Raw genomic sequence first — 21545 nt, forward strand, 5'->3', positions numbered from 1 at the left:
GATCAAGTCGGCGATACGGATAGTAAGTTGGTCCGAGCCTGGCTCTCCATGCAATAGTCATAAGAGGCTGCTCTTCTCTGGATGGATGCGTGGGTAAAAGGCCCGGGGCCACTGGTGGCTCCCACCTGACGGTAAAAAATGGCGTGCTGCTGATAAGGCTCATGAGCGCGCCCTTTGTCTGATGAGCGGGTCGGTCGTGGTTTCCGGGGTTTCAGGTTGTACACGAGGCACATTCGCTGGACGCCGAGTGCTGAACACAGGATCAGGCGGCGCGTCGTTATGGTAATCAGGGAAGTGGTGCTGAAAGTCGATTGCCGCCTGAATGATCAAAGCCTCGCTAAATCGTGGCCCCCAGAACGCTGCGTTTATGGGCAATTTCAGAGGCACGCCGGTTTCGCCATAACCGATAGGGAAGCTCAACATCGGCCAACCCTGGAGATTGGGTGAAGGGTAATTGGCACGCTGGTTTGGCAGTCCCTCCCCTTCAAATCTCTGCCCGATATGGGCACCCAGCGGCATCACCATCATGAAATCCACCCCCTTTTCGTCCAGTGCTTGCTGACAGCCAGCTTGCTCCAGGCGTCGACGGCGTTCACCCTCTGCTCGCCATGCTATCGGGATGGAGCCGTTAACTTTCAAGAAGTTTTCCGGATCGTAGCGCAATAGAAGTTCTGCCCTGTGTTCAGGGCTGATATCCACTGAGAAAGCTTCGATTGCTGGCCCTTGTCTCGTCTCATACAGGTTGGACAAAAACACAGCAGACATGGGAGTGATCGTGACGTCATATGCGTCTTTGTCTGGAAGCGTCCCTAGCACTTCAAAGGCGGAGAAAGGTGCGTCCTGATTGTCACTCAAGTCCAGAAAAGGGAAGCTCACGAGTGTCGCGCCAAGCTGTGTCAGTTGCTCTTTGAATCGATCAAACGCGGCTTTGTAATCCACATCATAGGTATCGGCGGGAGGGACCTTCCATTCGCGCATCCAGTCTTTTTGCGGTATGCCGATGGTCAATCCCTGTAGCGGTTGTGGGTGATCCTGAGGGGTAATGGGTAACTCGGGAAGTGGTATCGGGGCAGACAACGTGTGGGGATCGTTGATTTGATCGGTGCCCGAAATCACGGAAAGAATCATTGATGCGTCGCGCATTGAACGGCAAACAGGACCAATGACATCAAGCCCGTTTTGCCCTGGCATCAAGCCTGCGACAGATACGAGGCCAAGCGAAGGTTTGATGCCGCTTGCTCCGTTGGCGGCCGTCGGAACAATCAGCGAACCTCCCGTTTCTTCGCCAAGTGATGCAGCGGCAAGGCGCGCTATCGGGGCGACACCTGAGCCTTGACTGGATCCGCCGGGAATCCGGTCCGGATCCCAGGCATTTCCGGCAAAGGTTCCTGTCGTGCTCCCGGAGTAGGCCGAGCAGGTATTGTGCCCTAGCAGCACAGCTCCTTGTGCCCGGAGTTTGGCCACGCACGTGGCGTCTTTGAGCGCGATGTTCAAGCTGAACGCTTCCGAGCCATTGGTGCTCTTGCGTCCTTCAATGCCGATCGAATCCTTGACTCCCATTGGGATACCGCATAACGGTGGTGCCGGCCCGCGTTCGTCGTCGGGGTTTTGCAGCCAGAGATCAGCGAGCCGGGCCTGTTCCAGCGATTGCTCTGTATCGATGCGAACGAAGGCGTTATAGCCTCCGTTTTCGTCATAGGTTTCAAAGTCGCCGTTGAACAGGTCTATGCGATTTATATAGGCGCCCGTGATCTCGGTGGAGGTCAGGTCGCCTGAACGAAGTAGCGCGGCCATCTCGACGACTTCGTAATCCACGATGCGCTCGCGTCTGGGAACGGATGAAGCTATCGGAAGTGCAGCCAAAAGCCGGGCGTTATTGGCCTGCTCTTCGGGAGTAAATTGCCGTGTTTCAGTGAAAGAGTTATCCATAACCATTAGCTCCTTGTGGCCTCGTATTAGAGGTTTCGCAAGCAGCTAATCACTGGAGCACGGGTCTGTAAACTGTCACAAATGACAGTGGCAACAAGCCTGCAAGGCAATAAAAAGCCCAGGGCTGCATACGCAACCCTGGGCTCTTTGGTGAAGGCTTTAATCAGCCTTCATCGCCCTCGTCATCGTCACCACCATCGATCTTCATGCCCAGCTCCTTGATCTTGCGAGTCAAGGTGTTGCGGCCCCAGCCCAGCAGAACCGCGGCGTCGCGACGACGGCCAGCGGTATGCTTGAGGGCGGTTTCGATCATGATGCGCTCGAAGGTCGGCACGGCGCTGTCCAGCAGGCTGGATTGACCGCGTGCCAGCGCCTGATCGGCCCATTGGCGCAGCGCCTGTTCCCAGTTGGTCACTGGCGCTGCATCTTGCGGCAAGCTCAGCAGCTCGGGTGGCAAGTCGCTGATGTGCACTTCACGGCCGGATGCCATGACGGTGATCCAGCGACAGGTATTTTCCAGCTGGCGCACGTTACCCGGCCAAGGCAGGTGTTTGAGGTATTCCTCGGTTTCCGCTTTGAGCAGTTTCGGTTCGACCGCAAGCTCCTGAGCCGCACGGCTGAGGAAGTGCTTGGCCAGTGTCGGAATGTCTTCACGACGATCCGACATGCGCGGGATGTGGATGCGGATCACGTTCAGGCGGTGAAACAAGTCTTCCCGGAATTTGCCAGCCTGCACCAGGGTTTCCAGATTCTGGTGAGTCGCCGCGATGATACGCACGTCGACTTTGACCGGCGTGTGGCCGCCCACGCGATAGAACTCGCCGTCAGCCAGAACCCGCAGCAGACGGGTTTGGGTGTCGGCAGGCATGTCGCCGATTTCGTCGAGGAACAGGGTGCCGCCGTCCGCTTGTTCAAAGCGACCGCGACGCAGGTTTGCTGCGCCGGTGAACGCGCCTTTTTCGTGGCCGAACAGTTCCGATTCCATCAAGTCTTTCGGAATCGCAGCCATATTCAGCGCTATGAATGGCGATGCCGAACGTGGGCTGTGGCGGTGCAGGGCGTGGGCAACCAGTTCTTTACCGGTGCCCGACTCGCCGTTGATCAGCACGGTGATGTTGGAGTGGCTCAGGCGGCCGATGGCCCGAAACACTTCCTGCATCGCTGGCGCTTCGCCAATGATTTCAGGTGTGCGGGTCAGCGTTGGCGCAACGTCCATGCCTTGCTGTTCTTGAGCGTGCAGGTTGGCACGCTTGACCAGGGAAACGGCTTCATCGACGTCAAATGGTTTTGGCAGGTATTCGAACGCGCCGCCTTGATAAGAGGCAACAGCGCTGTCCAGGTCCGAGTGGGCGGTCATGATGATGACCGGCAGGCGCGGATGCTGTTCGCGAATACGCGCCAGCAGGTCCAGACCACTGGCGCCCGGCATGCGGATGTCAGAGATAATCACGTCCGGTTGCTGACGAGCCAGGCGGCTCATCACGCCATCGGCGCTATCGAAACTTTGTGTGGTCATGCCTTCTTGCTGTAAGGCCTTTTCCAGAACCCAACGAATGGAACGATCGTCATCTACGATCCAGACAGTTTCACTACGGCTCATGTCGAAGCTGCTCCTTGTTCCAGCGGCAGGAATATCGAGAAGGTGGTGTGGCCAGGATGGCTGTCACACTCGATCAGCCCCTGGTGCTGACTAATGATGTTCTGCGTTATCGCAAGGCCGAGCCCAGTGCCGTCAGGGCGGCCGCTGACCATCGGGTAGAAAATGGTTTCCTGAAGCTCGGCCGGAATACCGGGGCCGTTGTCGATGATTTCGATTTTGCTGACCAGCCGGTGACGCACATGGCCGATGGTGAACTGACGCATCGCACGGGTGCGCAGGCTTATCCGGCCAAGGCGCAGTTCGTTTTGACTGCTGATGGCTTGCATCGCGTTACGCACGATATTGAGCACGGCCTGGATCATTTGTTCGCGGTCGATCAATACGTCGGGAATACTTGGATCATAGTCGCGCACCAGAGTGATGCACCCTTGGCTTTCTGCTTCGACCAGACTGCAGACGCGTTCGAGCACTTCGTGCACGTTGGTCATGGCCAGTGAAGGCAGCTTGTTCGATCCGAGCATACGATCCACCAGATTTCTCAGGCGGTCGGCTTCCTCGATGATGACGTTGGTGTAGTCCTTCAAGCTCTCTTCAGGCAGCTCGCGGGCCAGCAATTGCGCTGCGCCGCGAATGCCGCCTAGCGGATTCTTTATTTCGTGAGCGAGGCCACGCACCAGCATTTTGGTGGTTTCCTGCTTGGACAACTGGGCTTCTTCTTTGGTGATGCGTAGCAAGCGGTCACGCGGGTGGACCTCCAGCAACAGCAAGGTCTCGCCCTGGCTGAGGATGGGGGTCACAGCGTAATCAACAGTCAGAGTCTGACCTGTGAGGGCAGTGAGCATGGCTTCACGCTTGGTGAACGGGTGCGCTTGTTCTACCGCCTGACGCAGGGAACTCAGGGCTTCTGCCGACTCAGTAAACAGCTCGCTGATGAATTGCCCATGGCTGCGCTGACCGCTGATGGCCAGCAGCATTTCCGCTGCCGGGTTCATGTACTCAAGGCGCAGATCAGCATTGAGCAGAATGGTGGCAGTGGTCAGGTTGTCGAGTAACAAACGGTGCAGCGCGTCGCTGATAGTCATTAAAGTCGTTGACCTCTTTTGGCTCATTGCGATTCCAGGCGAGCCTCGGATCACAGGCGCTGGTTGGTCTTCTCCAGCGTGGGTAACGCCACTGATACGTTTGTATCCAGTGCAGATAAAGATGCTGTTATGGCCAAGTTGCAAAAACCAAACCAAGGCTCCGAAAAGAAGCGTTTAATCTGCAAAATCGGGCTTTTTTTGGACAGTGCGTTTGATTGGTTCATTGGTTTGGGTTGTTTTCGACCCAAAATGGGCTCGACTTGCTGTCGACTCGTAATATCTTGCACCAATATAGGGCTTTGGTGTTCGGAGGGCGGGGGGTGAATCAAAAGAAAGGCAGGATGCTGCTTTCTTCTTCTGGCTTGTCTTTCAGAGGGCACTCGGGGCGCACGCCGTATTCGGCGGTTTTGCAGGGATTGGCCGTGCGCTTTTGCGCCAGTGAAATGCGCAGCATATGGAAGGGCTGGTTAGGTGTCTTTTCCAGCACGCGTCCTGCTTCATCGAGAATCTCTACCGCAAGCTGATGAGTGCCTCGATCAACATTCGTTAACGGAAACACAGGGCTGCGTCCGGCCTGGGCGTAAGGCTTGCCATCTACCAGGAGTCGATAGCTATGACCGGGCTGCAGGGCTGGGTCGCTGGTGACGGTGACAATCAGTTCGCCTGGAGCGCTGCGCACTGTCGCGTCCGGTTCTGGCACCAGAATCCTTAGCAAGTCGTAACGAAATATCGCCTTGGGTTTTGCCTTGGGTGGCGCGCTTTGGTGGACGGTACGTTTTGGTGGCGATCCGCTGGTGTTGTTGCTGGGCAGGATCTCCACGCGCTTGGCGTTCTTGTGAGGCTGATCGGTGAAAACCCGATTACCTTCGGCGTCTGTGTAGGTGTAAACCTCCGCCAATGCTAAAGCGGGCAGCGTGATCAGCAGGCAAAACAGCGCGCTGAGCAGTCCTGGGGATTTAAGGTTTGCCGACATGAACGCGCTGCACCGTCAGGGTAATGGTCGGACTCTGCTGGATGATGCGGCCTTTATCCAGCACCACGACCGCAAAGCTGTGTTCGCCGCGCTCAATGTTGACCACTTGCAGGCGCGGCACATTACCGGGTTGGCCATAAAGGTTGCCGTCGACCAGTAATTGCAGCAGATGCCCCTGTATCAGCCTTGGCTTTATCGCTACGCCCACGGTGAAGGTGCCATTGTTGGCGCGTAATGCTTCGTCTGCAGGCAGGTCAGTCAGCTCAAGGGTTTGGTAGCCGGTTTGTGCCTGAGCCGGGGCCGGTGGGGTTTGCGCTGGCGTCACAGGGGTGGCCATTTTCTGGGTGTCGACGCTGTTGAGTGGCGGCAATTCCACTACCTTGGCCTTGACCCCGTCAGGTGGCTGATTACTGAACGCGGTATTACCGTTTGCGTCGGTGTATTTATAGATCTGCGCCGCTGCGGGCAAAGCGATCAACAGCAGCAGACAGATGAGACTTCGGCGCATGCAGGCTCCGTGGCTTTGATGCGGTTGGCAGTGTTATGGGCGCAGCATAGAACATAAATCAGCCTGAGCGGCTTACGATCATTTACGGATTATGCACAGCTCGCCCACTGCGCGTGTCAGCGCCAGATCATGAATGGGATCCTTTGCTTGCAGACGGGACTGTTGAATCAGCCAGTTTGGGCATTCTGGATCCTGGCGATACATCGCAAAGGCTGAGTATTCACGCAGCAGCCGCGTTTGCAGTTGGTCCAGATGCGGGCGAATTTGCCCGACCAGATCCGGCCTTGGTGTGTCTGGCGCCTTGCCGGTCTCGTGCCATTTGGCAAGAAGTGCGTACTGCACCAGCTTGTTCGCTTCAATCTGCGCGGCGAGGAATTGGCTGACTTCCTGTGCGTCCAGGCTATAGGTCGGGGCGAGCTTTGCTGCTGCGGCGATGACCTGTGCTTCGCGAGAGCTGTCCTGAATCGGTTTCCCGCTGTCCCATTTGGTCAGCGCAACCTGATCTGCGACGGCAAGGCGTTCGCTGATTGTTGCCAGCAAAGGTGCCAGCGGCGCAGGGGCGGTTGAGGTCTGGGGTGCGCCTGCGCAGGCGGTCAGGCTGGTGAGCACTGCGCAGAGGAAAAGCAAGCGTGTTGGATTGCACATATCTCTTCTTCTCTTATGTTGATCGGGGCATTGGTGCTGAATCTGTAGGAGCGCACGAGCACCGCGAGGCCGCGATAGCGTTCTGTCTGATGCACTGCTATCGCGCCTCGCGGTGCTCGTGCGCTCTTACAGGGGCGGCGTTCGCGATACGACAGCATGCACTCGCGCACAGCGCTTCAGGCAACAACTATTTACCGGCTATTAAATCCCGCCCATAAAAAAGGCCTCCCGAAGGAGGCCTCTTTGGTGCGTCAAAGTTGCTGACGCGACTGGATTAGCAGCTGTAGTACAGCTCGTATTCCAGTGGGTGTACGAAGGTACGTACTTTGATTTCTTCTTCGCTTTTCAGAGCGATATAAGCGTCGATGAAGTCGTCGCTGAAAACGCCGCCTTTGGTCAGGAACGCACGACCTTTGTCCAGCTCTTCCAGGGCTTCTTTCAGGCTGCCGCAAACTTGTGGGATCTCTTTGGCCTCTTCAGGCGGCAGGTCATACAGGTTTTTGTCAGCTGCGTCGCCAGGGTGGATCTTGTTCTGGATACCGTCCAGGCCAGCCATCAGCAGTGCTGCGAAAGCCAGGTACGGGTTGGCTGCTGGATCCGGGAAGCGAGCTTCGATACGACGGCCTTTAGGGCTGTTGACGTAAGGAATACGGATCGAAGCGGAGCGGTTACGAGCCGAGTACGCCAGCATTACTGGAGCTTCGAAGCCTGGAACCAGACGCTTGTAGGAGTTGGTAGCAGGGTTGGTGAAGCCGTTCAGTGCTTTACCGTGCTTGATGATGCCGCCGATGAAGTACAGAGCGGTATCGGACAGGCCGGCATAGCCTTCGCCTGCGAAGGTGTTCTTGCCATCTTTGGAGATGGACATGTGAACGTGCATACCCGAACCGTTATCGCCGTACAGCGGCTTAGGCATGAAAGTAGCGGTGCGGCCGTAAGCGTCAGCAACGTTGTGAACAACGTACTTCAGGGTCTGAACTTCGTCAGCCTTTTTAACCAGCGTGTTGAATTTAACGCCGATTTCGTTCTGGCCAGCAGTTGCCACTTCGTGGTGGTGAACTTCTACGGTCTGGCCCATTTCTTCCAGAGCGTTGCACATTGCGGTGCGGATTTCGTGGTCATGGTCGAATGGTGGAACCGGGAAGTAACCGCCTTTGATGCCTGGACGGTGGCCCTTGTTACCGCCTTCGATGTCGGCGTCGGACATCCACGAACCTTGTTCGGAGTAGATCTTGAACATGGAACCGGAGATGTCGGATTTGAATTTCACTTCGTCGAAGATGAAGAATTCTGGCTCTGGGCCGGCGAATACCGTGTCACCGATACCGGTCGACTTCAGGTATTCCTCAGCGCGGTGAGCAATAGCGCGTGGGTCGCGATCGTAACCTTGCATGGTCGAAGGTTCGATGATGTCGCAAACCAGGATCAGGGTTGGCTCTTCGGTGAACGGGTCCAGTACTGCGGTTTCATCGTCCGGCAGCAGGATCATGTCGGAGGCTTCGATGCCTTTCCAGCCAGAGATGGAGGAACCGTCGAACATCTTGCCGACTTCAAAGAAGTCGTCTTCCAGCGCATCGCGAGCCGGCATGGTCACGTGGTGCTGTGTACCTTTAGTGTCCGTGAAGCGCAGATCAATCCACTTAACGTCATGATCTTTGATGAGTTGAACCGACTTCGACATGGTGTCCTCCGGGTGGCTTCGGGCCTATTTAATGGTTTGGGCCCTTAGAATTTGGGTGATGCCGGCGCAGATACTCTGCCAAGGCAACCTGCCTCACAAGGGAGCAAATTGCATGCCAGTGCCCCGAGTTGGGTTTTATGCCCCAAACGCTCGCTATTTCGGGATAAAAAACGGTTATTTGAAAATTTGGTGCACCTTAATGATGCTCGATATTGTGCGTAAGGTCTTTTTTGGTGCGTCGATGATTGGTTGCACGATAACTGGTTAAACCTTGAGCAATTTCCGCTATAATCCCGCCCCCTCTTTTTCGGCTGGCACCTCGCGCGCTGTTTTCATGAAACTAATCGTAAAAGTCTTCCCCGAGATCATCATCAAAAGCCCGCCGGTGCGTAAGCAATTCATCCGCCAGCTGGCCAAGAACATCCGTACCGTGCTCCGTGATCTGGATCCGGTGCTGGTGGTGGATGGCTCGTGGGACAACCTCGAGGTTCAGACGAAACTGACCGACCCCAAGGCCCTGCAGGACATGACCGATCGCCTGAGCTGCATGCCGGGCATCGCCAATTTCCTTCAGGTGGCCGAATACCCGCTGGGCGACATGGACGACATTGTCGCGAAGTGCAAACTGCACTACGCCGACTTGCTGCCGGGCAAGATGTTTTCAGTGCGCTGCAAGCGGGCGGGCAAGCATGCATTCAGCTCTATGGATGTCGAAAAATACGTCGGCAGCCAGCTGCGCAAGCAGTGCGGTGCGGCTGGTATCGAGCTGAAAAAGCCGGAAATCGTGGTGCGAATGGAAATTCGCGACAAACGGTTATTCGTGATCCACAGCCAGCACAACAGTGTCGGCGGATACCCGTTAGGCGCCCTGGAACAGACCCTGGTATTGATGTCCGGCGGTTTCGATTCGACGGTGGCGGCCTATCAGGTCATGCGTCGCGGGCTGATGGCGCATTTTTGCTTCTTCAATCTGGGCGGTCGTGCACATGAACTGGGCGTGATGGAAGTCGCGCATTTCATCTGGAAGAAGTACGGCAGCTCCCAGCGCGTGCTGTTTATCAGCGTGCCTTTCGAGGAAGTTCTCGGAGAAATCCTGCAGAAAGTCGATAACAGTCATATGGGTGTAGTTTTGAAGCGTATGATGTTACGCGCTGCATCCTCTATCGCTGACCGTCTTGATATCGATGTGCTGGTTACCGGCGAAGCGATTTCACAGGTTGCCAGCCAGACGTTGCCGAACCTGTCGTTGATTGACGCCGCGACTGACAAGCTTGTCTTGCGTCCGCTGATCACCAGCCACAAGCAGGATATCGTCGATCAGGCGGTTGAAATTGGTACTGCCGATTTCGCCCGGCACATGCCTGAGTATTGCGGGGTGATTTCGATCAACCCCAAGACCAACGCAAAGCGCAACCGCGTTGAGTACGAAGAGCAACAGTTCGACATGGCGGTTCTCGAGCGAGCGCTGGAGAACGCCAAACTGGTTTCGATCGATCGAGTGATTGACGATCTGAGCCAGAGTGTCGAGATAGAAGAAGTCAGTCAGGCACTGGCAGGGCAGGTCATCGTCGACATCCGTCACCCGGATGCCCAGGAAGATCAGCCGCTGGTATTGCCTGGCATTGAAATACAGGCGCTGCCGTTCTATGCACTGAACAGCCGCTTCAAGGAACTGGATAACACGCGCCAGTACCTGTTGTATTGCGACAAAGGCGTCATGAGTCGCCTGCATGCTCACCATTTGCTCAGTGAGGGGTATGCCAATGTGCGCGTTTATAGACCGAGCTAAGTGCCCGGGGCTGTTTGCCTGTGGCTTGCGTCACCGGCCCCCCGACGCCAGTCGTCTAGCCGTAACGGCTTTGGCCGACTCTGACGTTATAAATAGCTGTTTAGCAGTATTCAGCTAACCGAATCCTCTGATCGAGATACACAAGTGATCGAAAATCTACGCAACATCGCCATCATTGCTCACGTTGACCACGGTAAAACCACCCTGGTAGACAAACTCTTGCGTCAATCCGGCACTCTGGAGCGTAACGAGCTCAACGACGAGCGCGTGATGGACTCCAACGACCAGGAGAAAGAGCGCGGTATTACCATTCTGGCGAAAAACACCGCCATCAACTGGAACGGCTACCACATCAACATCGTGGACACCCCGGGCCACGCCGACTTCGGTGGTGAAGTTGAGCGCGTAATGTCGATGGTTGACTCCGTGCTGCTGCTGGTTGACGCTCAAGACGGCCCTATGCCGCAAACCCGTTTCGTGACCAAGAAGGCTTTCGAAGCCGGCCTGCGTCCGATCGTGGTCATCAACAAGGTTGACCGTCCAGGCGCGCGTCCGGACTGGGTTCTGGACCAGATCTTCGACCTGTTCGACAACCTGGGTGCTACCGAAGAACAGCTGGACTTCAAAGTTGTTTACGCCTCGGCCCTGAACGGTATTGCCGGTCTGGACCACACCGACATGGCTGAAGACATGACCCCGCTGTACCAGTCGATCGTCGACAACGTACCTGCGCCGGCTGTTGACCGTGACGGTCCTTTCCAGATGCAGATCTCTGCTCTGGACTACAACAGCTTCCTGGGTGTTATCGGCGTTGGCCGTATCGCTCGTGGTCGCGTCAAGCCGAACACTCCGGTTGTGGCTATCGACGTTGATGGCAAAAAGCGCAATGGCCGTATCCTGAAGCTGATGGGTCACCACGGTCTGCACCGCATCGACGTTGAAGAAGCAGCAGCGGGCGACATCGTCTGCATCAGCGGCTTCGAAGAGCTGTTCATCTCCGACACGCTTTGCGATCCAAACAACGTTGAGGCGATGAAGCCACTGACCGTTGACGAGCCAACCGTTTCCATGACCTTCCAGGTAAACGATTCGCCTTTCTGCGGTAAAGAAGGCAAGTTCGTCACCAGCCGTAACATCAAGGAACGTCTGGACAAAGAGCTGCTGTACAACGTTGCTCTGCGCGTTGAAGAAGGCGACTCGGCTGACAAGTTCAAGGTTTCCGGTCGTGGTGAGCTGCACCTTTCGGTTCTGATCGAAACCATGCGTCGCGAAGGCTTCGAAATGGCCGTAGGCCGTCCGGAAGTGATCATCCGTCGCGTAGGTGACGTGAAGCACGAACCGTACGAAAACGTGACCATCGACCTGCCTGAAGAAGCGCAAGGCGCGATCATGGAGCAAATGGGTCTGCGTAAAGGCGACCTGACCAACATGGTTCCGGATGGCAAAGGCCGTGTACGTCTCGAGTACAACATCCCGGCTCGTGGTCTGATCGGTTTCCGTAACGAGTTCCTGACCCTCACCTCCGGTGCTGGCATCCTGACTTCGATCTTCGACCGTTACGACGTGATGAAGTCCGGCGACATGTCCGGCCGTCAGAACGGCGTTCTGGTTTCGGTTGAAACCGGCAAGGCTCTGACTTACTCCCTGGAAACCCTGCAGGCTCGCGGCAAGCTGTTCGTTGAGCACGGTCAGGAAATCTACGGTGGTCAAATCGTTGGCTTGAACAGCCGCGACAACGACCTGGGTGTTAACCCAACCAAAGGCAAGAAGCTCGACAACATGCGTGCTTCGGGTAAAGACGAGACCATCGCTCTGGTTCCACCTGTCAAGTTCACCCTTGAACAGGCTCTGGAATTCATCCAGGACGACGAGCTGTGCGAAGTAACTCCTAAGTCCATCCGTCTTCGCAAGAAGATCCTGGACGAAAGCGAGCGTACCCGCGCTGCCAAGAAAGCCAAGAACTGATTAGTTTTTAATCAGGCTTGAAAAAACGCCCCCGACCGCAAGGTCGGGGGCGTTTTTGTTTGTGTGGTGCGGGACCAGCACTTGTCTTGGTAGGAGCCAACTTGTTGGCGAGGCTTCGGTCCTGCTTGATCAGAAATGTCGCCTCGCGAACAAGTTCGCTCCTACCAGGATTCGCGCCTGTACTCCCTTAGAACTTCGGAAACGGCGTGCTGGTGTTGTTCTTCAGCGTGCCGCTCGCCTGGCGAACCACATCTTTAGGCTTGTAAGCGCAGTAGCCGGGACGCGGGCCAACCTTGGGGTGGTTGCGGCACGTGTCCGGACGTTTGTCGTAGATGGTGCACAAGCGGCTCTTGCGGTCCAGATACAGGCAGTCATTGTTGCTCATGCGCTGCAAGGTGAAGATTTCTGACTTCTGGTTGTAACGCTCGACGATCCCTTCCTTCTGCAAACGCTTGGCGATGTTCTTCGCCGGTTCGCCCCGTTCGAATTCATCGACGATGCCGATGCGGATCAAGTCCTTGATCTTCACTTCCACAGGCAGCGTGCAGCAGCTGGAAATGCAGCCTCCGCACATGTGACTGGAGTATTTGGCCCAGGTATCGATACGGTCGATTTCTGCGGCGGCGATCAAGGTCGGTTTCATGAGCAATACGGTTCCGGGTGTATCGGGCGCGCGATGATACCGGTGTCCGGGGAAATCGAGTAATCAAAAATCACGAATGCGACTGCCGGACATTTGCAAACGGCGCTGCACCTCTGTGGGAGATTCTATGTCTGCAAGTTGACGTGGGACCGGCTTTAGCCGGGAAGGCGGCATTCCTGACGATAAAGATGTAGTGAATGAGCTGGCCTCTTCCCGGCTAAAGCCGGTCCCACGTCCTTAGTGGTTCCTGTGGGGGGCAGGGTTCGCGGTGTGATCCCCAAGCATTCATACAGTCAGGTTTTTACCAACACTTTCGCCAATTCTTCAATCTGCTCCTGGCGCTCGGCCTGACTCAGCTTCGCCCCAGGATTCAGCGACGACCATTGCGGATGAGCACGGGCCTTATGCAGAGCTTCAGGCAGTTTACCCTCGCGCCAGGTTTTGTCCTGCGGAGTGCTCAGCTGAATGCTGTCCATGGCGGCATGGCCTCGTGCGGCCAAGGCCATCAGCAAATGACGCTGACGCAGCGCTAGCAGCCGCAACACCGCATCGTCCACCGTCAGTTCGCGCTGGCCTTTGAGTTTGCCGAGCAACCGCCCGCCGTAGCTGCGCACCGTCTGTAGTGCCCCGCCCGCTATAGCCCCGGCCAAGGCCGCCGCGCCCATGGTGATGCCACCCACCAGCAAATCGACTCCCGCACCCGCTGCCGCGCCTGCCGCAATCCCGCCGCCGACTCGTACGCCCAATTGCTTGAGGGTTTCGGGATTGAACAAGTCGTCGCCCCAACGCCCGTCCAGCAAGGGCAGATCACCGGCCGCAGCGTCCTGAACGCGAAACGCGTAAAGCTTGAGCAGTTCCTCCACGCAGCGCTGTTCACGCTGACGCACGGCTTTGCGCAGTTCATCAATGGCTTGTTGTTCATGGCCCGACTCAGTGGAAACGCTGCGTCGGCAGGCCGCACAGTCGATAAGCAACTGCGCGATCAAACGGCTGGCGCTTTGCTGACGCGCGTCACGCTGGGCTTCCAGATCCAGAATCAGCCGTTCCAGTTGATCGCGGGAGTTTTCCAGCAGCAGCGCAAGGCTTTCATACAGGCGCCGTTCGCCATCCTCTGGCGGTGCAACGCTGTCAAAACGCACCAAGGCATGCAGGCCCAGGCGTGCAAGCGCCTCACGCCACGCGGGTTCACGATGATCCGCGCTGCTGACAAAATTCAGGACCGGCAGTAGCGGTTTGCCGCAGCTGGCCAGAATCGTCAACTCGTCACGGTACTTGGCCAGCACCGGCTCACGGGCGTCGATGATGTACAGCCCTGCGTCGGATGCCAGTAACTGGCGCATGACTTTGGCTTCCTGCTCAAAGCGCTGCCGCGCCTCGCTGCCTTCCAGAAAGCGCGCCAGTCGTGCGGGGCCGTCCAGGCGCTCGCCCGGTCGATCCTGGCGTTCGAGAAAATCCAGCAGCGCGATGGCGTCTTCCAGGCCTGGTGTATCGTACAGTTCAAGCAGCGCCTGACCATCCACGGACAGCCGCGCACCTTCTACATGGCGCGTCGTGCTTGGCCGGTGGGAGACTTCCCCAAAGCCCACATCGCGAGTCAACGTTCGTAGTAGCGAGGTCTTGCCGACATTGGTGTGGCCGACCACCGCCAGTTTCAGCGGGCGAATCTTGTCCTTGTCAGTCATGGCCTGCCTCCAGCCAGTTCAGTGGCGCGCTGTTGCTCCACGCTAGATCCAGCTGCTGCAACGCTGCCTGCCAGTCGCCGACTCGCTCAGGGTTCAGATGTTGCCCGTCGGGTGCTGGTAGCAACCAGACCCGCGTTGCGCCTGCACAGCGAGCCAGTTCGGCAACCAGTGCAAGGCTGCCGCGATCAGGTGAGCGACGCGGATCGCAGGCAATAACCAGTCGTGCGGGTGGAAAGCGGGTCAGTTGATCGAGCAGTTTTTGCCGGGATTCCCGACTGTCGAGAATGCCGGCATCGACCACGCCTTGCGGCAATAGAGGCGGCCAGGGCTGTTCATCGTCCAGCTCGATAGCGACCAGCACTGCGCCGTCACTGTGTTGTGCCGCGCCATTGGGCAGTACTTGATGCAGTTGCTCTGGCGCTGCGTCGCTGACCCCAAGTCGTTCGCTGCTGGGCATAAGCCGTTCGCGAAGCTGGCTGTAACCGGGCAAGGTCAGGTCCAGACTTAGCGCAGCCCGGCCGATGCGCCAGCGCCACAGGCAGACCAACGCAAGAATCAGCCGCGGCACAATTCCATAAACCAATAGCACGCCGACCAGCCACGCGGCCCAGGCCTGGCGACCTGATTCAACAACCACGGCGCTGTCGCCGCTGGCGCGGATCATGGACTCGTCCGGGACAGTGAAACCCAGCAAAGCGGGGAGTATGCCGAGCGTCTGGGTCAGGCTGACGAAAGTGTCGCTGCCTAAAATAGTGGTTTCCCACACAAAGCCATAACGTCGCGTCGCCATTAGCAGCAGTAACAGCACCAGTGCGCTGACCAGTGCCAGCAGCCACAAGCCATGGATCAACGCGCCCAGTACCCATCGATTAAGCCGTCGGCGCTGCAACAGCACAATCAACGCGGGGGCGAGCTGTGCGGCCTGGGCGTCGCGGGCGAGTTTTTCACTGAGCCATAGCCAGAGGCGTCCAAGGCTCGCCGTGTTTTGTCCGGCGACGCCAAAACTCATCGCCCAACTGAGCAGCAGAATCAGGTTCAGCCCGAGCAGACTGCCCAGCGCCCAAAACACATTGACCGGAGTCTGGCCGTCGCCCAGTGCCGCGAATGCCAGCCCCGCACCGCTGAACACCGAGAAAATCGCCAGTGCGATCAGCGCCAGTCGGGCGCCTTGTTTCCAGTGTGGAAGCGCGGCGCGCATGCCGTCGCGTTCGGCCAGCCACAGGGCGCGGCTTTGCACGCGGCTCGTCAGGTCGCCACCGTTGGCCCGGGCGCGACGGTTGGCTTCAAGGTCTTCCAGCGGGCCGGCCTGTTCTTCGCGCAGGCGCACGGCTTCGGTCAGCCAGAGGGTATCGAGGGGAGTCAGAGCAGTCACACAGCGTCTCGTCGAATGAATCAGGAAAGGAGCATAACCTTTGCGCCATACATTCGAGCAGTTCGGCCGCTACGAATTCAGTGTCAGCGTCTGTTATTCTCGCCGCCATGAAAAATCAACTTCCGCTCAGCCTGATTGCCGCTCTTGGTGAGAACCGAGTGATTGGCGTCGACAATTCCATGCCCTGGCACTTGCCGGGGGATTTCAAATATTTCAAAGCCACGACTTTGGGCAAGCCCATCATCATGGGGCGCAAGACCTGGGATTCGCTGGGTCGGCCGCTGCCCGGTCGCTTGAATCTGGTGGTCACGCGTCAGGCGGACCTGCAACTGGAGGGCGCCGAGGTTTTCACATCGCTGGAGTCCGCTGTTGCCCGCGCCGAGGAATGGGCGTTGGAGCAGGGCGTTGCGGAGGTGATGCTGATCGGCGGCGCGCAGTTGTACGCCCAGGGTCTGGCTCAGGCAGATCGTTTGTATCTGACCCGTGTGGCGTTGAGTCCCGAAGGCGACGCGTGGTTTCCGGAGTTTGATCTGGCGGAGTGGGCCTTGGTGTCCGAGGTGTTGAATCCGGCGGTGGATAACAAGCCTGCGTATAGCTTTGAGGTTTGGGAGCGCCGTTAAATTACTATCGCGAGCAAGCTCACTCCTACAGAAAAATACGGTCAGCTGTAGGAGTGAGCTTGCTCGCGATAGCGGTTTGAAATCCTCCACAAAAGTGTCGCAATCGGAAATCTCCGTCGCGAATCGCTTCCAGTGTGACGCCCTCGGGACGTACACAGTCGCTGGCATCCCCAATCAGTCATCATAATTTGTTACGGTCGATCCTCTTAACTTTCAGGGGGATACCACGATGAAGTTCGCTCCACGATTGCTTGCCGCTGCGCTCTGCCTTGGTCTGGCCGGGCAGGCGTTCGCTGCCACCGAGTTGAAGCACTGGCCTGAGCCCGCCGCAAAAGCACTCGACGCGATGATTGCTGCCAATGCCAACAAGGGCAATTACGCGGTTTTCGACATGGACAACACCAGCTACCGCTTCGACCTCGAAGAGTCGCTGCTGCCGTACATGGAAAGCAAAGGGCTGATCACCCGAGAGAAACTCGATCCGTCCCTCAAGCTCATGCCTTTCAAGGACACGGCTGACCACAAGGAAAGCCTGTTCAGCTATTACTACCGCCTGTGTGAAGTCGACGACATGGTTTGCTACCCATGGGTCGCTCAGGTGTTCTCAGGCTTTACCCTCAAAGAACTCAAAGGCTATGTCGATGAGCTGATGGCCTTGGGTAAACCGATCCCGGCGACTTACTACGATGGCGATGTGGTCAAGAAGCTCGACGTTGAGCCGCCACGTATCTTCACCGGCCAGAAAGAGCTGTTCAACAAGCTGATGGAAAACGGCATTGAGGTTTACGTGATGACAGCCGCATCCGAAGAGCTGGTGCGGATGGTCGCCTCCGATCCCAAGTACGGCTACAACGTAAAACCGCAGAACGTGATTGGCGTGACCCTGCTACTCAAGGACAAGAAGACCGGCGAGCTGACTACCGCGCGCAAGCAGATCACGGCGGGCAAGTACGACGAGAAGGCTAACCTCGGTCTGGAGTTGACGCCTTATCTCTGGACGCCTGCGACCTGGATGGCGGGCAAGCAGGCAGCGATCCTGACCTACATCGATCAATGGAAAAAGCCGGTGCTGGTCGGCGGCGATACGCCTACAAGCGATGGCTACATGCTGTTCCACGGAGTAGACGTCAGCAAAGGCGGCGTGCACCTGTGGATCAACCGCAAAGACAAATACATGACCCAGTTGAACGGCATGATCAAAAGCAATGCCGAGGCTCAGGCCAAAGAAGGTTTGCCTGTGACGGCGGACAAGAACTGGGTGATCGTCAAGCCGGATGAGATTCAGTAAATAGAGTGCTTATCAAAAGACTCACAACTATCTGATTTGGAATATTTTCTGTAGGAGCTCACGAGCGACGCGAGGCAGCGATGGCGTTCTGTCTGATGCACCGCTATCGCTGCCTCGCGGTGCTCGTAAGCTCCTACAGGTCCAATGCTTTTTGCGAGCCAATCGCTGTGGCTGGGATGTCGGCGTCCCTCGTTTAGAAACATGTTCGTGAGTAATAAAAAACCCGGCATCGCTGCCGGGTTTTTTGTGGTCGCTGAGAAAGCTTAAGGCACCAGCTTGTCCAGCAACGCCTTGTCGCGCACAGCGCCTTTGTCGGCGCTGGTGGCAAGCAGAGCGTAGGCTTTCAGGGCAGTCGTCACTTTACGTGGGCGTACTTCAACCGGCTTCCAGCCTTTCTGGTCTTGTTCGGCGCGGCGTGCGGCCATTTCTGCGTCGTCGATCAACAGGTTGATCGAGCGGTTCGGGATGTCGATCAGCACCTTGTCGCCATCACGCACCAGACCGATCGCGCCGCCAGCGGCTGCTTCCGGCGACGCATGGCCGATGGACAGGCCTGAAGTACCCCCCGAGAAACGGCCGTCGGTGAGCAATGCACACGCTTTGCCCAGACCTTTGGATTTCAGGTAAGACGTCGGGTACAGCATCTCCTGCATGCCCGGGCCGCCTTTCGGGCCTTCGTAGCGGATGATCACGATGTCGCCTGCTTTGACCTCGTCAGCGAGGATGCCGCGAACTGCGCTGTCCTGGCTTTCGAAGATCTTGGCGTTGCCTTCGAATACATGGATCGATTCGTCAACGCCTGCGGTTTTAACGACGCAGCCGTCCAGCGCGATATTGCCGTACAGCACGGCGAGACCGCCTTCCTGTGAATAGGCGTGCTCGAAGCTACGGATGCAGCCGTTTTCACGGTCATCATCTACGGTTTCCCAGCGAGTCGACTGGCTGAACGCCGTCTGCGTCGGAATACCGGCCGGGCCTGCACGGAAGAACGTGTGCACGGCTTCGTCGTCAGTCTGGGTGATGTCCCATTTGGCGATGGCTTCGGCCATGGACGGGCTGTGGACGGTCGGCAGGTCGGTGTGCAACAGACCGCCGCGGGCCAGCGAGCCGAGGATACTGAAGATACCGCCTGCGCGGTGCACATCTTCCATGTGGTACTTCTGGATGTTCGGCGCCACTTTGCACAGCTGAGGAACCTTGCGGGACAGACGATCAATGTCACGCAGGTCGAAAGCGATCTCGGCTTCCTGAGCGGCTGCCAGCAAGTGCAGGATGGTGTTGGTCGAGCCGCCCATGGCGATGTCGAGCATCATCGCGTTTTCGAACGCCTTGAAGTTGGCGATGTTGCGCGGCAGCACGGCGTCGTTGTTTTCGATGTAGTACTGACGGCACAGGTCGACGATGGTGCGGCCAGCCTGCAGGAACAGTTGCTCACGGTCGCTGTGCGTCGCCAGTGTCGAGCCGTTGCCCGGCAGTGCCAGACCCAGTGCTTCGGTCAGGCAGTTCATCGAGTTGGCGGTGAACATGCCGGAGCACGAGCCGCAGGTCGGGCAGGCGCTGCGCTCGTACTCGGCGACTTTTTCGTCGCTGGCTGTCGAGTCAGCTGCGATCACCATGGCATCGACCAGGTCCAGACCGTGGGAGGCGAGCTTGGTCTTGCCGGCTTCCATCGGGCCGCCGGAAACGAAGATAACCGGGATGTTCAGGCGCAAAGCGGCCATCAACATGCCTGGGGTGATCTTGTCGCAGTTAGAGATGCAGACAATGGCGTCAGCGCAGTGGGCGTTGACCATGTATTCCACGGAGTCGGCGATGATCTCGCGGCTCGGCAGCGAATACAGCATGCCGTCGTGGCCCATGGCGATGCCGTCATCCACGGCGATGGTGTTGAATTCTTTGGCGACGCCACCGGCCCGCTCGATTTCACGGGCGACCAGTTGGCCCATGTCTTTGAGGTGGACGTGGCCCGGTACGAACTGGGTGAACGAGTTGGCAACGGCGATGATCGGTTTCTTGAAGTCCGCGTCCTTCATCCCGGTGGCGCGCCACAAGGCACGAGCGCCGGCCATGTTGCGGCCGTGGGTGGACGTTTTCGAGCGGTAATCAGGCATGGAGCACTCCGGGCGGCTAATCAGGTAAGTATGGGGGAGTGAGCTTCTTGGTTCTGTACGTAAAGTGGCTGCGCTCGCCGACTTTTCATACAGTCCCCTGTCTTCACAGAGCCAGCGGCAGTGACCGCTTGCTGCGAGGGAAACCGACGCCACGGGATCGCCGTGCGCTCGGCCTGAGCTCATAAACCCGCCGGGGATGACTGGCGATGAATAGCGCGATTCTACACCTGTGAGGGGCAGAAGGGATGTTAAGCGGGGGATTTATGGATGAATGCCTGGGCCTATACATTCGGCATCACTTACCTTGCGGCAATATCAGCGCCGAAGGGCTAGCGTTTTAAGCTTTCAGCGGAGTGCAATGGATTGCCAGATTTGCATCGTAGTGAACAAGCACGGGCGGGGCGATATTCCGAGACGGGCCGCCCCTATTTACTTACATCGGTGGTTCAGAGCCGACGGCCTGTTTTCGTGGACTGGAGGCTGGGCCGATTAGTCGTAAAAGAATTTCGATGGGCGCAAGAACAGGGGCTGGCTAACTCCCTGGCCTGGGTCATCATGCCAGATCACTTCCATTGGCTTGTCGAGCTAAGGTCTGGAACATTGAAAGCGTTGATGCAGAGCACAAAATCCCGTAGTGCGATTGCGGTCAATCGTATGAGGGGATGTAGCGAACAGCTTTGGCAACGAGGATTTCACGACCGTGCTCTGCGCTATGACGAGGATTTACTGACGGCCGCTCGCTATATCATCGCGAACCCGCTAAGAGCAAGGCTGGTAAGGCGCGTTGGGGATTATCCGCTCTGGGATGCTGTTGGCTTTGAGTCCGTCATCGCGAGCAAGCTCACTCCTACAGGGGAACGCATTCCAACTGTAGGAGTGAGCTTGCTCGCGATAGCGTCATGTGCAGCAACGCAAAATTCAGGGTTGATAATGCGTTTGGTTGTGATCCTGTAGGAGCGCGATTCCCCGCGATAACGTCAGTTGCCGCTACGCAGGTTAAACCCAACCATCATTCTTCTTACGCCCACGGGTCATGGCCGGGATGATCAGGCCGATCAGCAGGCCGGCACCGGCGATGCTGCCGCCGTAGACCATGTAGCGCATCAGGACGAGGTTGTTCTCATCGCCGAGTTTGGCTTGGGTCGTGCGCAGTTCTGACTGGGCCGCGGTGAGTTGCTCGTTGAGGCCTTTACTGCGGGCTTCGAGCTCATCGATCAGCTTTTTACGGGTATCCAGGGTTTCCTGCATGCCTTGCACGCGAACCTTCCAGCCGTCATCGATGGTCTTGAGCTGGCCGCTCAGGTCGGCCACCTGTTGAGTCAGTTCCGGCAAGCGCTCAGCCTGGCCGGGCTCACTCTGCAGGTCAGCAGTCGGAATCCATACCGAGTTGCCACCCTCGCGCACCTGGCTGTACTCGCCTTGGGTGCTGATCAATTCAACCTTCTGGCCGGACTTGAGGGTGCCGACAATACGATAGCCGTCGGTGGGGCCGCTGCGCACATAAGTATTGAGGCTGTCACTGACCCAGCGATCATTAGGTTTGGATTCTGCTGCATGCACAGTGCTGCAAGCGGCAATCAGCAAGCCAGCGCCCAGAGTGCGGTAGTTGAAAACACGAGGAAGACGAGAAATGAATGCTGAAAGATGACGAGACATA

Annotated in this window: 16 protein-coding genes and 1 pseudogene; 5 read left to right on the top strand and 12 right to left on the bottom strand. The window is 57.4% G+C overall.

The genetic code is table 11. From position 1 onward, the window contains the following. Window positions 1–159: 159 nt before the first annotated feature. From AUC60_RS14245 to glnA, 7 genes are all read right to left on the bottom strand, one after another. Window positions 160–1929, bottom strand: coding sequence for an amidase (locus AUC60_RS14245; RefSeq protein WP_158099122.1), 1770 nt, complete (start codon window positions 1927–1929; stop codon window positions 160–162). A 163-nt stretch (window positions 1930–2092) separates the two neighbouring features. After that, the gene (gene ntrC, locus AUC60_RS14250; protein WP_027902131.1) at window positions 2093–3529 is read right to left on the bottom strand and encodes a nitrogen regulation protein NR(I); all 1437 of its coding nucleotides are present in this window, start codon (window positions 3527–3529) and stop codon (window positions 2093–2095) included. Beyond that, the gene (gene glnL, locus AUC60_RS14255; RefSeq protein ID WP_027902132.1) at window positions 3526–4611 is read right to left on the bottom strand and encodes a nitrogen regulation protein NR(II); all 1086 of its coding nucleotides are present in this window, start codon (window positions 4609–4611) and stop codon (window positions 3526–3528) included. Before glnL ends, ntrC begins: the two co-directional genes overlap by 4 nt. 325 nt (window positions 4612–4936) lie before the next feature. Next, window positions 4937–5584 carry a DUF4124 domain-containing protein gene (locus AUC60_RS14260; RefSeq protein WP_087268411.1) on the bottom strand — a complete coding sequence of 216 codons (648 nt, stop codon included), beginning with the start codon at window positions 5582–5584 and terminating at the stop codon, window positions 4937–4939. After that, the gene (locus AUC60_RS14265; RefSeq protein ID WP_087268414.1) at window positions 5568–6092 is read right to left on the bottom strand and encodes a DUF4124 domain-containing protein; all 525 of its coding nucleotides are present in this window, start codon (window positions 6090–6092) and stop codon (window positions 5568–5570) included. The genes AUC60_RS14260 and AUC60_RS14265 overlap by 17 nt, the downstream gene beginning before the upstream one ends. A 78-nt stretch (window positions 6093–6170) precedes the next feature. Further along, window positions 6171–6737, bottom strand: coding sequence for a chorismate mutase (locus tag AUC60_RS14270; protein ID WP_087268417.1), 567 nt, complete (start codon window positions 6735–6737; stop codon window positions 6171–6173). 274 nt (window positions 6738–7011) lie between these two features. Next, window positions 7012–8418 carry a glutamate--ammonia ligase gene (gene glnA, locus AUC60_RS14275; RefSeq protein ID WP_087268421.1) on the bottom strand — a complete coding sequence of 469 codons (1407 nt, stop codon included), beginning with the start codon at window positions 8416–8418 and terminating at the stop codon, window positions 7012–7014. Window positions 8419–8752: 334 nt separating this feature from the next. Here glnA and thiI point away from each other — a divergent pair, with 334 nt between their 5' ends. Then, window positions 8753–10207 carry a tRNA uracil 4-sulfurtransferase ThiI gene (gene thiI / locus AUC60_RS14285; protein ID WP_087268424.1) on the top strand — a complete coding sequence of 485 codons (1455 nt, stop codon included), beginning with the start codon at window positions 8753–8755 and terminating at the stop codon, window positions 10205–10207. Window positions 10208–10351: 144 nt separating this feature from the next. After that, window positions 10352–12172 carry a translational GTPase TypA gene (gene typA / locus AUC60_RS14290; protein WP_087268427.1) on the top strand — a complete coding sequence of 607 codons (1821 nt, stop codon included), beginning with the start codon at window positions 10352–10354 and terminating at the stop codon, window positions 12170–12172. 187 nt (window positions 12173–12359) lie between these two features. On the opposite strand, the gene AUC60_RS14295 is transcribed toward typA, so the two are convergent. From AUC60_RS14295 to AUC60_RS14305, 3 genes are all read right to left on the bottom strand, one after another. After that, window positions 12360–12815 (bottom strand): YkgJ family cysteine cluster protein, encoded by a 456-nt coding sequence (locus AUC60_RS14295; RefSeq protein WP_087268430.1) that lies wholly within the window; start codon window positions 12813–12815, stop codon window positions 12360–12362. A gap of 293 nt (window positions 12816–13108) precedes the next feature. Beyond that, window positions 13109–14497 (bottom strand): GTPase/DUF3482 domain-containing protein, encoded by a 1389-nt coding sequence (locus tag AUC60_RS14300; protein WP_087268433.1) that lies wholly within the window; start codon window positions 14495–14497, stop codon window positions 13109–13111. Continuing rightward, window positions 14490–15869, bottom strand: a complete 1380-nt coding sequence (locus AUC60_RS14305) for a DUF2868 domain-containing protein (protein ID WP_087268436.1) — start codon at window positions 15867–15869, stop codon at window positions 14490–14492. The genes AUC60_RS14300 and AUC60_RS14305 overlap by 8 nt, the downstream gene beginning before the upstream one ends. Window positions 15870–15976: 107 nt before the next feature. Here AUC60_RS14305 and AUC60_RS14310 point away from each other — a divergent pair, with 107 nt between their 5' ends. Both AUC60_RS14310 and AUC60_RS14315 read left to right on the top strand, forming a co-directional pair. Next, entirely contained in the window at window positions 15977–16489 is a 513-nt protein-coding gene (locus AUC60_RS14310) for a dihydrofolate reductase (protein ID WP_087268439.1), read from the top strand. Window positions 16490–16718: 229 nt separating this feature from the next. Then, window positions 16719–17777: an HAD family hydrolase gene (locus tag AUC60_RS14315; RefSeq protein ID WP_087268442.1), complete on the top strand. Its 1059-nt coding sequence runs from the start codon at window positions 16719–16721 to the stop codon at window positions 17775–17777. A 263-nt stretch (window positions 17778–18040) separates the two neighbouring features. On the opposite strand, the gene ilvD is transcribed toward AUC60_RS14315, so the two are convergent. Further along, window positions 18041–19888, bottom strand: coding sequence for a dihydroxy-acid dehydratase (gene ilvD, locus AUC60_RS14320; RefSeq protein WP_087268445.1), 1848 nt, complete (start codon window positions 19886–19888; stop codon window positions 18041–18043). Between the two features lie 363 nt (window positions 19889–20251). On the opposite strand from ilvD, the pseudogene AUC60_RS14325 reads away from it, so the two are divergent. Continuing rightward, window positions 20252–20701, top strand: a pseudogene (locus AUC60_RS14325) (REP-associated tyrosine transposase); the annotation flags it as partial. A 183-nt stretch (window positions 20702–20884) separates the two neighbouring features. Here AUC60_RS14325 and AUC60_RS14330 read toward each other — a convergent pair. Continuing rightward, window positions 20885–21544 carry a TIGR04211 family SH3 domain-containing protein gene (locus AUC60_RS14330; RefSeq protein ID WP_193441865.1) on the bottom strand — a complete coding sequence of 220 codons (660 nt, stop codon included), beginning with the start codon at window positions 21542–21544 and terminating at the stop codon, window positions 20885–20887. Window position 21545: the final 1 nt, after the last annotated feature.

Source organism: Pseudomonas caspiana, assembly GCF_002158995.1.
Classification (GTDB): domain Bacteria; phylum Pseudomonadota; class Gammaproteobacteria; order Pseudomonadales; family Pseudomonadaceae; genus Aquipseudomonas; species Aquipseudomonas caspiana.

Excerpts from the sequence above, each read along its gene's own strand:
- AUC60_RS14245 (WP_158099122.1), bottom strand. The coding sequence starts at position 1,929 with ATGGATAACTCTTTCACTGAAACACGGCAATTTACTCCCGAAGAGCAG.
- AUC60_RS14300 (WP_087268433.1), bottom strand. The coding sequence starts at position 14,497 with ATGACTGACAAGGACAAGATTCGCCCGCTGAAACTGGCGGTGGTCGGC.
- AUC60_RS14295 (WP_087268430.1), bottom strand. The coding sequence starts at position 12,815 with ATGAAACCGACCTTGATCGCCGCCGCAGAAATCGACCGTATCGATACC.
- AUC60_RS14330 (WP_193441865.1), bottom strand. The coding sequence starts at position 21,544 with ATGTCTCGTCATCTTTCAGCATTCATTTCTCGTCTTCCTCGTGTTTTC.
- AUC60_RS14270 (WP_087268417.1), bottom strand. The coding sequence starts at position 6,737 with ATGTGCAATCCAACACGCTTGCTTTTCCTCTGCGCAGTGCTCACCAGC.
- AUC60_RS14260 (WP_087268411.1), bottom strand. The coding sequence starts at position 5,584 with ATGTCGGCAAACCTTAAATCCCCAGGACTGCTCAGCGCGCTGTTTTGC.
- AUC60_RS14315 (WP_087268442.1), top strand. The coding sequence starts at position 16,719 with ATGAAGTTCGCTCCACGATTGCTTGCCGCTGCGCTCTGCCTTGGTCTG.
- AUC60_RS14265 (WP_087268414.1), bottom strand. The coding sequence starts at position 6,092 with ATGCGCCGAAGTCTCATCTGTCTGCTGCTGTTGATCGCTTTGCCCGCA.
- ntrC (WP_027902131.1), bottom strand. The coding sequence starts at position 3,529 with ATGAGCCGTAGTGAAACTGTCTGGATCGTAGATGACGATCGTTCCATT.
- AUC60_RS14310 (WP_087268439.1), top strand. The coding sequence starts at position 15,977 with ATGAAAAATCAACTTCCGCTCAGCCTGATTGCCGCTCTTGGTGAGAAC.
- thiI (WP_087268424.1), top strand. The coding sequence starts at position 8,753 with ATGAAACTAATCGTAAAAGTCTTCCCCGAGATCATCATCAAAAGCCCG.
- glnL (WP_027902132.1), bottom strand. The coding sequence starts at position 4,611 with ATGACTATCAGCGACGCGCTGCACCGTTTGTTACTCGACAACCTGACC.
- ilvD (WP_087268445.1), bottom strand. The coding sequence starts at position 19,888 with ATGCCTGATTACCGCTCGAAAACGTCCACCCACGGCCGCAACATGGCC.
- glnA (WP_087268421.1), bottom strand. The coding sequence starts at position 8,418 with ATGTCGAAGTCGGTTCAACTCATCAAAGATCATGACGTTAAGTGGATT.